This window comes from Pseudomonas sp. NPDC089530, assembly GCF_050280705.1.
Classification (GTDB): Bacteria; Pseudomonadota; Gammaproteobacteria; order Pseudomonadales; family Pseudomonadaceae; genus Aquipseudomonas.
Genome location: NZ_JBNNVU010000031.1, coordinates 51,259 through 61,272 on the forward strand (window position 1 = coordinate 51,259; position 10,014 = coordinate 61,272).

General features: G+C 62.6%; 12 protein-coding genes and 1 pseudogene. 10 read left to right on the top strand and 3 right to left on the bottom strand.

The features are described from left to right. Positions 1 to 111 precede the first annotated feature (111 nt). The 5 genes from ACQKQA_RS14280 to ACQKQA_RS14300 all read left to right on the top strand — a co-directional run bounded on the left by ACQKQA_RS14280 (position 112) and on the right by ACQKQA_RS14300 (position 2,881). On the top strand, positions 112 to 702 hold the full coding sequence (locus tag ACQKQA_RS14280; RefSeq protein ID WP_427558362.1) for a cysteine hydrolase family protein: 591 nt from the start codon (positions 112 to 114) through the stop codon (positions 700 to 702). A 130-nt stretch (positions 703 to 832) separates the two neighbouring features. Next, the gene (locus tag ACQKQA_RS14285; protein ID WP_427558365.1) at positions 833 to 1,153 is read left to right on the top strand and encodes a hypothetical protein; all 321 of its coding nucleotides are present in this window, start codon (positions 833 to 835) and stop codon (positions 1,151 to 1,153) included. A gap of 74 nt (positions 1,154 to 1,227) precedes the next feature. Continuing rightward, positions 1,228 to 1,785 (top strand): Smr/MutS family protein, encoded by a 558-nt coding sequence (locus ACQKQA_RS14290; RefSeq protein WP_427558367.1) that lies wholly within the window; start codon positions 1,228 to 1,230, stop codon positions 1,783 to 1,785. 77 nt (positions 1,786 to 1,862) lie between these two features. After that, a complete protein-coding gene (gene folE / locus ACQKQA_RS14295; RefSeq protein WP_003204506.1) occupies positions 1,863 to 2,408 on the top strand; it encodes a GTP cyclohydrolase I FolE in 546 nt (181 codons plus the stop codon). Positions 2,409 to 2,509: 101 nt separating this feature from the next. Then, a complete protein-coding gene (locus ACQKQA_RS14300) occupies positions 2,510 to 2,881 on the top strand; it encodes a glutathione S-transferase N-terminal domain-containing protein (protein ID WP_427558372.1) in 372 nt (123 codons plus the stop codon). A gap of 166 nt (positions 2,882 to 3,047) precedes the next feature. Here the strand turns inward: ACQKQA_RS14300 and ACQKQA_RS14305 are convergent, their stop codons facing one another. Both ACQKQA_RS14305 and ACQKQA_RS14310 read right to left on the bottom strand, forming a co-directional pair. Then, positions 3,048 to 3,650: a glutathione S-transferase family protein gene (locus ACQKQA_RS14305; RefSeq protein WP_427558375.1), complete on the bottom strand. Its 603-nt coding sequence runs from the start codon at positions 3,648 to 3,650 to the stop codon at positions 3,048 to 3,050. Positions 3,651 to 3,662: 12 nt separating this feature from the next. Beyond that, positions 3,663 to 4,829: a PLP-dependent aminotransferase family protein gene (locus ACQKQA_RS14310; RefSeq protein WP_427558377.1), complete on the bottom strand. Its 1,167-nt coding sequence runs from the start codon at positions 4,827 to 4,829 to the stop codon at positions 3,663 to 3,665. 83 nt (positions 4,830 to 4,912) lie between these two features. Between ACQKQA_RS14310 and ACQKQA_RS14315 the strand changes: the two genes are divergently transcribed. From ACQKQA_RS14315 to ACQKQA_RS14325, 3 genes are all read left to right on the top strand, one after another. After that, positions 4,913 to 5,347: a MarR family transcriptional regulator gene (locus ACQKQA_RS14315; RefSeq protein WP_427558380.1), complete on the top strand. Its 435-nt coding sequence runs from the start codon at positions 4,913 to 4,915 to the stop codon at positions 5,345 to 5,347. Between the two features lie 328 nt (positions 5,348 to 5,675). Then, positions 5,676 to 7,025 (top strand): NCS2 family permease, encoded by a 1,350-nt coding sequence (locus ACQKQA_RS14320; protein ID WP_427558383.1) that lies wholly within the window; start codon positions 5,676 to 5,678, stop codon positions 7,023 to 7,025. 63 nt (positions 7,026 to 7,088) lie between these two features. Continuing rightward, a complete protein-coding gene (locus ACQKQA_RS14325; protein WP_427558385.1) occupies positions 7,089 to 7,715 on the top strand; it encodes a LysE family translocator in 627 nt (208 codons plus the stop codon). A gap of 199 nt (positions 7,716 to 7,914) precedes the next feature. On the opposite strand, the gene uraH is transcribed toward ACQKQA_RS14325, so the two are convergent. Beyond that, positions 7,915 to 8,268 (bottom strand): hydroxyisourate hydrolase, encoded by a 354-nt coding sequence (uraH, locus tag ACQKQA_RS14330; protein ID WP_427558388.1) that lies wholly within the window; start codon positions 8,266 to 8,268, stop codon positions 7,915 to 7,917. Between the two features lie 422 nt (positions 8,269 to 8,690). Between uraH and puuE the strand changes: the two genes are divergently transcribed. After that, positions 8,691 to 9,617 (top strand): allantoinase PuuE, encoded by a 927-nt coding sequence (gene puuE, locus ACQKQA_RS14335; protein ID WP_427558391.1) that lies wholly within the window; start codon positions 8,691 to 8,693, stop codon positions 9,615 to 9,617. Continuing rightward, positions 9,614 to 9,928, top strand: a pseudogene (gene uraD / locus ACQKQA_RS14340) (2-oxo-4-hydroxy-4-carboxy-5-ureidoimidazoline decarboxylase); the annotation flags it as partial. The gene puuE and the pseudogene uraD, both read left to right, overlap by 4 nt. Positions 9,929 to 10,014 lie beyond the last annotated feature (86 nt).

Genomic DNA, 10,014 nt, shown 5'->3' on the forward strand with positions numbered 1-10,014 from the left:
CCCTTGACACGGCTGTAAGCCAGCAACCACGCACCTTACGTTAGTAGCGATTCACAGAAGCGCTCCGCCAGAGGACAATGTCGCAAAAGCCCCACCCACAGGAGCCCCAGAATGTCCGTTCCAAAGACGATGTTTCAACTCAGCGGTCGTGGTTATGCAGCAGCTAATTTGAGCCACGCGACCCTTGTGATCATCGACGCCCAGAAAGAGTACCTCAGCGGCCCGCTGGCCCTGTCCGGCATGGATGCCGCGGTCGACAACATCAAGCAACTGGTTGCTGCCGCCCGCTCCGCCGGCCGCCCGGTCGTGCACGTACGCCACCTCGGCACCGTCGGCGGTCTGTTCGACCCGCAGGGCGAGCGCGGCGAATTCATCCCCGGCCTCGAACCCCTGGGCGACGAGACCATCATCGGCAAGCTGCTGCCCAGCGCCTTCCACGGCACCGAACTGGAAAAACGCCTGCAGGACCTGGGCTCCCTGGACCTGATCGTCTGCGGTTTCATGAGCCACTCCAGTGTCAGCACCACCGTGCGCGCGGCGAAAAACCTGGGTTTCCGCTGCACCCTGGTGGAGGACGCCTGCGCCACCCGCGACCTGCCCTACAAGGGCGGTATCCTCAGCGCCGCGCACGTCCAGCAGACCGAAATGGCCATCATGGCGGACAACTTCGCCACCCTCGCCCTGACCAAAGACCTGGTCTGATCGACCCGTCGTGAGCGGCTTGCGGGCCGCTCATCCGTAAAAGCCTCTCATTTGCCGTAATTGCCTTAGCCTCAGGAACCACCCGGTCATCTTTCGGTCGAAGGGCCGATATCTATTGAGGAAGGTCGGAATGAAGATATCCGATGGTTTTGACGCACGCCGGCTGCGGCCCAAAGGCCCGCGGAACTGGCGTTTGCGCCTGGGCGCGGCATTCTCCGCGCTGCTGGCGACCTTCGGTGTGCTGCTGGCGATGGCCGGGGCCGCCAGCCTGCTGGGCCGCGCCCCGGCGCTGGGCGAATTGAATGCCAGCCCCGCGGGTTCCGCGGTGATTCTAGGGGTCGGCCTGTTACTGCTGTATGTCGGCGTCAGGCTGTGGCGTCGCTGCCGGCGCCGCATGCGCCAGCCGCAAGCCCTGAACATGGCTCCGCACCTGATGAAGAAACACGACTGAAGCGACGGCAAGGCGTTTTGTCCCGCCCTCTCCCGCCGAGTTGGGTAAACTGCTCGGTCTTCGCGGAGGCTGACATGCAAGACGACGATTTTTCCCTGTTCAAAAGTGCGATCCAAGGCGTCAAGCCGATCAAGCACGATCGCGCCGATACCGGCAAACCCAAGGCTGACCGGGCGCAGATCGCCAAGCTGCGCCAGTCCGCCACCGTGCGCACCGAAACCACCACCGTGGACGGGCTGTCCGATCAGTTCGTGATCGACGTCGGCCCGGAAGACGATCTGATGTGGGCCCGCGACGGGGTCCAGGACAGCCAGATGCGCAAGCTCAAGGCCGGCCAGATCCCTTTCGAGGGCAGCCTCGACCTGCACGGCATGAACGTGGAAAAAGCCCGGGAAACCCTCTGGGCCTTTCTCGCCGAAGCCACGAAATTCGAGATCCGCTGCGTGCGCGTCACCCACGGCAAGGCCGTGCGCCTGGACGGCAAGCGGCCGATGATCAAGAGCCACGTCAACACCTGGCTGCGCCAGCATCCCCAGGTGCTCGGTTTCACCTCGTGCCAGGCCAGGCACGGCGGCACCGGGGCGGTCTATGTGATGCTCAAGCGCACCATGATGGAAGGCCGCGACGAGTAAAGCCGCTTCACCGCGCTTGCAGCGCCGGGTCCGCCACCGTACCCTTGCCCTTTGCGTAAAATCCCACAGGTAGTTTCATGTCCCTGGAACAGAATTACACGGCGATCCTCGGCCAATTGGGCGAAGACGTCTCCCGCGAGGGCCTGCTCGACACGCCAAAACGTGCCGCCAAAGCCATGCAGTACCTCTGCCGCGGTTATGAACAAACGCTGGAAGAAGTCACCAACGGTGCCTTGTTCAGCTCCGACAACAGCGAAATGGTGCTGGTCAAGGACATCGAGCTCTACTCGCTGTGCGAGCACCACCTGCTGCCATTCATCGGCAAAGCCCACGTCGCCTACATTCCAAGCGGCAAGGTGCTGGGCCTGTCGAAAGTCGCGCGCATCGTCGACATGTACGCGCGTCGCCTGCAGATCCAGGAAAACCTCAGCCGCCAGATCGCCGATGCGGTCCAGCAGGTAACCGGCGCCCTGGGCGTCGCGGTGGTGATCGAAGCCAAGCACATGTGCATGATGATGCGCGGTGTGGAGAAGCAGAACTCGTCGATGATCACCTCGGTGATGCTGGGCGAGTTCCGCGAAAACGCAGCGACCCGCAGCGAGTTCCTCAGCCTGATCAAATGATACGGGCGGCCTGAAAGAACCGGCGTTCATCGCCGGTTTTTTTTCGCCCGGCAAAATCAGGTAAGCTGCCGGCCCTTCTTTCATGGGCAAGAGGCAATATCGTGATCGTCAAAGCGCTTCGAGTCGGCCTGGGCCAACTCATCATCTTCATCGACTTCATCACCCGCCCCCGCAAGCAGCAGCGCCCGGCCGCGGCTCAAGCCCAGGTCGAACAGGCCGCCAAGGGCCTGACCCTGTACCAGTTCCACGCCTGCCCGTTCTGCGTGAAAACCCGCCGCACCCTGCATCGCCTGAACGTGCCGGTGGCCCTGCGTGACGCGAAAAACGACGAGCAGCACCGCCAGGCCCTGCTGGAACAGGGCGGCAAGATCAAGGTGCCGTGCCTGCGTATCGAAGAAAACGGGAAGACCACCTGGATGTACGAGTCCAAGGTGATCATCGATTATCTGGACAAGCGTTTTTCGGCAGCCTGAAGAAAGCGATCGCGGGCAAGTCGGGTCGCCGCCCGCTCGCTCCTACAGGTTCGTGTCGTTCTCGATGTAGAGGCACGGCTTACCTGCAGTGGTGCCAGACAGGCAGCCCGGACCCAGGACACAAAAAACCGACCCAAGGGTCGGTTTTTTCATTGCCTGCACCTGCTCAATCGAGCATCCCGATATGCCGCGGGTGGCTTTGTACCCGCTGCATCCAGGCCTGGATGCCCGGGTAGCGTCCGAGGTCGAAACCGCCCTCATGGGCCACATGGGTGTAGGCATAAAGCGCGATATCGGCAATCGAATAGTGCTCGCCCACCAGGTAAGGCGTGCGGGCCAACTGCTTCTCCATGACGTCCAGCGCCTTGTAGCCGCGCTTGTGCAGCTTCAGGTATTCCTCGCGGCGCGCCTCGGGCAAGCCCTCATACAGCTCGATGAAACGCGCCACGGCAATGTACGGCTCATGGCTGTATTGCTCGAAAAACTGCCATTGCAGCACCTGCGTGCGTAGACGCGGCTCGCTCGGCAGGAATTCGCTGCCGTCGGCAAGAAAGTTGAGAATCGCGTTCGACTCCCACAGGCAGGTGCCGTCTTCCAGCTCCAGCACCGGGATCTTGCCGTTGGGGTTCTTCGCCAGGAACGCCTCGGTCTGCGTATCCCCGTTCAGGATGTCCACAGCCTGCCACTGGTAAGGCTGGCCGAGCAGATTGAGCATCAGCTTGACCTTGTAGCAGTTGCCGGACCGGTAATCCCCATAAACCTTGTACATGGCCCTCTCCTTTCAGGCTGCCTGTGCAGCCTGTGCTTGACGTATCACGGTGGCCAGCCGCTTGAGACCTTCGTCCAGCCGCACTGGATCGATATGACTGAAACTCAACCGCAGGTGACCTGGATTGCGGTCCGGCTCGGAGAAGAAAGGTTCGCCCGGCATGAATGCCACGTCCTGCTCCAGCGCCGCCTTGAGCAAAGTGCGGGTGTCGAGCGGCTGTTTCAAGGTCAACCAGAAAAACAACCCGCCCTGGGGCACCTGCCAGTCGGCCAGCTCAGCGAAATGCCGTTGCAGGGCCGCCTGGAACGCGTCGCGGCGCACCCGGTAGAAATCGCGCAACTCGCCCAGGTGCCGCTGGTACTGCTCGGTCCCTATCCATTGCAGCGCCTGCCATTGGCCGACGCGGTTGGTGTGCAGGTCCGCCGACTGCTTCAAGCGCAGCAGATGGGGAAACAGGTCCGCACTGGCGATCAAGTAGCCGACCCGCAGCCCCGGCAGCAGCGTCTTCGAGACCGTGCCGGTGTAGATCCAGCTGGCCTTGCGCAGGCGCCCGACGATAGGCGTGGCGCCGCCGCCATCGAAGGTCAGTTCGCGATAGGGCTCGTCTTCGATGAGAGTGACCCCGAACTCGTCGAGCAACGCGGCCACGGCATCCCGCTTGGCCTCGCCGTAGCGCACCGCCGAAGGGTTCTGGAAGGTCGGGATCAGGTAGATGAACGCGGGGCGATGCTGTTCCAGGCGGGCCCGCAGCTGAGCCAGGTCCGGTCCGTCGGCCTCCAGCGGCACGGTCAGGCAATCGGCGCCGAACAGCTGGAAGATCTGCAGCGCTGCCAGGTAGGTCGGCGCCTCTAGCAGGATCTCGGTGCCCTTGTCGATGTACAGCTTGGCCGCCAGGTCGAGAGTCTGCTGGGACCCGCTGACCACCAGCACCTGGCTGGCCTCGCACGGCACGCCCAATGCCCGGGCTTGCGCCGCCAGGGCCTCGCGCAACTGCGGTTCGCCTTCGCTCATGCCGTACTGCCCCATGGCGACCGGCATGCCCTGCCAATCCAGTGGCGGCAGCATCGCCTCGGCGGGCAGGCCACCGGCGAACGACATCACCTCCGGACGCTGGGCGGCAGCCAGGATTTCACGGATCAGTGAGCTTTTAAGACGCGAAACACGTTCGGAGAAGGCCATGAGGGTCACCCGGTAGCAAAGGCGGAGGAAAATACGTCAAACTGCTTGACCGAAATTACGCCGACCCGTGCAGATACGTCAATATGCTTGACCTTAAAAACCAGACCACCCAGCAAGCCGCCATGGAAGCCTTCTTCTTTGGTTATCAGGCATTCACCGCCAAGGCCGACGAAATGCTCGAGCGGCGCGGCCTGAGTCGTGTGCACCAGCGCATCGTGTTTTTCATCGCCCGCTACCCGGGGCTGAGCGTCAAGGAACTGCTGACGGCGCTGGGGGTGAGCAAGCAGGCGCTGAACATTCCGCTGCGCCAATTGATGGAAATGCACCTGGTCGACAGCGTCACCTCCGAGAGCGACAAGCGCAAACGCCTGCTGGAACTGACGGAGGACGGTGCGCGCTTCGAGCAAGCGCTGCGCCGCGAACAGGTGAAACTGCTGCAACGGGTGTTTGCCGAAGCCGGCGAGGCCGCGGTGGATGGCTGGTTAGCAGTGAACAAGGCCCTGGGGGAAAACCGCTGACGCAGCCTGGGATCGGCTGCGCAGCCGTCGCCTCTAGCCAACGCAGGCATTCAGACAGATCGAGGGCACAGGTTTTACGACCGCTACGCGCTCGATCGCAGGCTGCGCCAGCGGCTACAGGCATATAGCCTTTCCGGCGAACTTTTCGCACACAACCTAAAAAACATTATTTGCTTTATTTGTATACAAAAGCATAATTCGCCACGTGCGAGTTCTTGACCTATAGGTCAATAAAAGCCCGCAAGCCTTACATGCCTCAAAGAGCCGCTGCCCACCCTCCCGTGCCCGGCTCTGGAAAAAATAATAAAACTCTTGAGGAGTACTCGCTGTGGAAAGCCGCAAATCCGAAGCCCCTACCCTGGAACTTTCGCCGCCGCTGAGCAGTGGCTGGCTGGAGCGCCTCTTCAAACTCAGGTTGCACGGCACCACGGTGAAGACCGAACTGATCGCCGGTCTGACCACCTTCATCACCATGGCCTACATCATCTTCGTCAACCCCAACATCATGGCCGACGCCGGCATCGACCACGGCGCGGCCTTCGTCGCCACCTGCATCGCCGCGGCCCTGGGGTGCCTGTTGATGGGGCTGTACGCCAACTGGCCGGTGGGCCTGGCGCCCGGCATGGGGCTGAACGCCTTCTTCACCTACACCGTGGTCGGGACCATGGGGTACAACTGGGAAACCGCCCTCGGCGCGGTGTTCGTGTCCGGCGTGCTGTTCATGTTCCTGACCTTTTCCCGGATCCGCGAATGGCTGCTCAACAGCATTCCGGCGAGCCTGCGCTTCGCCATGGGCGCCGGCGTGGGGCTGTTCCTCGGGCTGATCGGCCTGAAGACCGCGGGCATCGTGGTCGACAGCCCGGCGACCCTGATCAAGCTCGGCTCCCTGCGCGAGCCCGGCCCGCTGCTGGCGGCGATCTGTTTCCTGATGATTGCCGTGCTCAGTTATCACCGGGTGTTCGGCGCGATCCTCATCAGCATCATCACCGTGACGCTGGCCGGCTGGGGCCTGGGCCTGGTGCACTACGAGGGCATCCTGTCGGCGCCGCCGAGCCTGGCACCGACCTGGATGGCCATGGACGTCGCCGGGGTGTTCAACGTCAGCATGATCAGCGTGGTGCTGGCCTTCCTCTTCGTGCACATGTTCGACACCGCCGGCACCCTGATGGGCGTGGCCCAGCGGGCCGGCCTGGTCAACCCCGACGGCAAGATCGAGAACCTCTCCCGCGCCCTGAAGGCGGACAGCGCCTCCAGCGTCTTTGGCGCGGTGGTCGGCGTGCCGCCGGTCACCAGTTACGTGGAAAGTGCCGCGGGCGTCGCTGCGGGCGGTCGGACTGGTCTTACCGCCGTGACCGTAGGTGTGCTATTTATCGCCGCCATGTTCTTCGCCCCGCTGGCGGGCATGATCCCCGCTTACGCCACCGCTGGCGCCCTGATTTATGTGGCGATGCTGATGATGGGCGGCATGGCCCACATCGATTGGGAAGAGGCCACCGACAGCATCCCGGCGATCGTCACCGCGATCATGATGCCGCTGACCTTTTCGGTCGCCGACGGTATCGCCCTGGGCTTCATCACCTACGTGGCCTTGAAGGCCGGGACGGGCAAGTACAAGGAAATCTCCATCAGTCTGTGGGTACTGTGCGTGATCTTCATCGCCAAGTTCATTTTCTTGTAGGCCCATCGGTTTCGAACGGCCTCACCCCGTCGGGTGAGGCTTTTGCACATAAGGAGAAAGGCAATGAGCGTGGAAACCTGGCTGCTGTTCAGCGGCGCGGCACTGGTGGTGATCCTGATCCCGGGACCGCTGTCCCTGCTGATGATCAGCAATAGCCTGAATTACGGTTTGCGCAGGTCCTACCCGGCATTCCTCGGCGGCGTGTTCGCCTCGATCTGCCTGCTGAGTGCCTCGGCCCTGGGCCTGGGCGCCCTGCTGCTGGCCTCGGAACAGCTGTTCAGCGCCCTGAAGATCGTCGGCGCGCTGTACCTGTTCTACCTGGCCTGGCAGAGCTGGCAGCAATCGCGGCAGCCGTCCCAGGGCGCCGAAGTGCCCCAGGCCGCGCCGAAACCGCGCTTTCGCGCCCTGTTCGGCCGCGCCTTCGTGCTGGGTGCCAGCAACCCGAAAGACATCCTGTTCTTCGCCGCCTTCCTGCCGCAGTTCCTCAGCGCCGAGCAGCCCTTCCTGCCGCAGCTGCTGATCATGATCGCCACCTGGACCCTGCTCGACCTGCTGTGCAAGCTGGCCTACGGCCTCGGCGCCCACGGCGCGGCGCGCTACCTGCGCAGCGGCAAGGGCCAGAGCTGGTTCAACCGGGTCAGCGCCGGGCTGTTCAGCGGCGCGGGCGCCGCGTCGCTGTTGAGCCGCTGACCGCATCGCGGGCAAGTCGATCACCACCCGCTCGCTCCTACAGATTCAGGTTGTTCAACGGTAGCGCGAACGACACGCAACTGTAGGAGCGAGGCTTGCCCGCGATGGCGTCTCCCCTTTCAACAGGCGAAAAAAAGCCCGCAGTGTGAGCGGGCGAAAGACCAAAGAAGCGATGCGCAGGCTTCGTGGGGGGAAAGTCCTAGCTTCCTCTGTAGGTCGAATAGCTGTAGGGCGAGATCAGCAGTGGAACGTGGTAATGGTCCTGCTCGGCCGAGATGCCGAAGCGTAGCACCACCACATCGAGAAACGCCGGCGCCGGCAGTTGTACGCCACGAGCGCGATAGTAATCGCCCGCACTGAATTGCAGCTGGTAAACCCCGGTGCGGTAGTCATCGCCTTGCAGCAGCGGCGCGTCGCAACGACCGTCGCTGTTGGTCAGGGCAGTGGCGACCAGCTCCAGTTGCGCCCCTTCGACCCGGTACAACTCGACCTTGATGGCGCTGCCAGGGCAGCCATGCGCGGCATCCAACACGTGTGTAGTCAAACGTCCCATTGATTCTGCGTGCCTGTACCGCACTCAGGCGTCCAGGCCTCGCGCCTCCTGAAGTCAGTTGATAAGGAGACCGCACCATTTCGGAGCACGAAAGGCTGCGGCGAGGAATTTATTAAGACATTTTTCAAAAAAATTGTACACAATAAAAATCACCCATTTCCGGGTACTTCAGTCCAGCCGTGGTATTCCCCTGATGGGCGGCCATGCCATGAGATTACGCGACTTTTCATCCATTAACTGACCAACCGGGCAGGTTTCTTGCAGCACCCTGGCAGATCGGTGCTCGATGAAAAATGCAAAAAAACGGGCTTACAAAGCGCAATAAAAGTTGTATACAATCAGCCCATCGCTGTGACGCCAGCCTGTCCTTCCCCCTCAGGCCCCGCCACGCCACCGTTATCACGATAAGAAGGAAGACTGCAGTGAGCGCTGACTACCCACGCGACCTGATCGGTTACGGCTCCAACCCTCCTCACCCTCACTGGCCGGGCAATGCCCGCATCGCCCTGTCGTTCGTGCTCAATTACGAAGAAGGCGGCGAGCGCAATATCCTCCATGGCGACAAGGAGTCGGAAGCCTTCCTTTCGGAAATGGTCGCCGCCCAGCCGCTGCAGGGCGAACGCAACATGAGCATGGAATCGCTGTACGAGTACGGCAGCCGTGCCGGGGTGTGGCGGATTCTCAAGCTGTTCAAGGTATTCGATATCCCGCTGACCATCTTCGCCGTCGCCATGGCGGCCCAGCGTCACCCGGACGTGATCCGCGCCATGGTCGAGGCCGGCCACGAGATCTGCAGCCACGGCTACCGCTGGATCGACTACCAGTACATGGACGAAGCCCAGGAACGCGAGCACATGCTCGAAGCGATCCGCATCCTCACCGAAATCACCGGCGAGCGCCCGCTGGGCTGGTACACCGGCCGCACCGGGCCGAACACCCGGCGCCTGGTGATGGAAGAAGGCGGTTTCCTCTACGACTGCGACACCTACGACGATGACCTGCCCTACTGGGAACCCCACAATCCGACCGGCAAGCCGCACCTGGTGATCCCCTACACCCTGGACACCAACGACATGCGCTTCACCCAGGTCCAGGGCTTCAACCAGGGCGACGACTTCTACCAGTACCTCAAGGACGCGTTCGACGTGCTCTACGCCGAAGGCGCCGAGGCGCCGAAGATGCTGTCCATCGGCCTGCACTGCCGCCTGATCGGCCGCCCGGCGCGCCTGGCCGCCCTGAAGCGCTTTATCGAGTACGTCAAAGGCCACGACCAGGTCTGGTTCACCCGCCGCGTGGACATCGCCCGCCACTGGCAGCAGACCCATCCCTTCCCGGGGGCTTCGAAATGAGCACCTTCCAGACCTTGAAACCCTCGACCCTGAGCCGCGACGCCTTCGTCAAAGCCTTCGCCGACATCTACGAACATTCGCCATGGGTCGCCGAAAAGGCGTTCGACCTGGGCCAGGATGCCTCGATCGACCGGATCGACACCCTGCACCAGCGCATGAGCGACATCCTGTTGAGTGCCGATCGGCCCAGCCAGCTGGCCCTGATCAACGCTCACCCGGACCTGGCCGGCAAAGCCGCCGTCCAGGGGCAGCTGACCGCAGCCAGCACCAATGAACAGGCTGGCGCCGGTATCCACCAATGCACGGCCGAAGCTCTGTGGACAGTGCTGTCCTGACGGCATATCGAATGAATGCTGGCGAGGCTGCCCGGCCTCGCCAGCGCAGGTAACGCCCCTCC

What these genes read in the sequence shown, in the direction of transcription:
- ACQKQA_RS14285 (WP_427558365.1), top strand. Translation starts at nt 833, where the DNA reads ATGAAGATATCCGATGGTTTTGACGCACGCCGGCTGCGGCCCAAAGGC.
- ACQKQA_RS14305 (WP_427558375.1), bottom strand. Translation starts at nt 3,650, where the DNA reads ATGTACAAGGTTTATGGGGATTACCGGTCCGGCAACTGCTACAAGGTC.
- ACQKQA_RS14290 (WP_427558367.1), top strand. Translation starts at nt 1,228, where the DNA reads ATGCAAGACGACGATTTTTCCCTGTTCAAAAGTGCGATCCAAGGCGTC.
- ACQKQA_RS14315 (WP_427558380.1), top strand. Translation starts at nt 4,913, where the DNA reads ATGCTTGACCTTAAAAACCAGACCACCCAGCAAGCCGCCATGGAAGCC.
- ACQKQA_RS14325 (WP_427558385.1), top strand. Translation starts at nt 7,089, where the DNA reads ATGAGCGTGGAAACCTGGCTGCTGTTCAGCGGCGCGGCACTGGTGGTG.
- ACQKQA_RS14280 (WP_427558362.1), top strand. Translation starts at nt 112, where the DNA reads ATGTCCGTTCCAAAGACGATGTTTCAACTCAGCGGTCGTGGTTATGCA.
- folE (WP_003204506.1), top strand. Translation starts at nt 1,863, where the DNA reads ATGTCCCTGGAACAGAATTACACGGCGATCCTCGGCCAATTGGGCGAA.
- uraH (WP_427558388.1), bottom strand. Translation starts at nt 8,268, where the DNA reads ATGGGACGTTTGACTACACACGTGTTGGATGCCGCGCATGGCTGCCCT.
- ACQKQA_RS14310 (WP_427558377.1), bottom strand. Translation starts at nt 4,829, where the DNA reads ATGGCCTTCTCCGAACGTGTTTCGCGTCTTAAAAGCTCACTGATCCGT.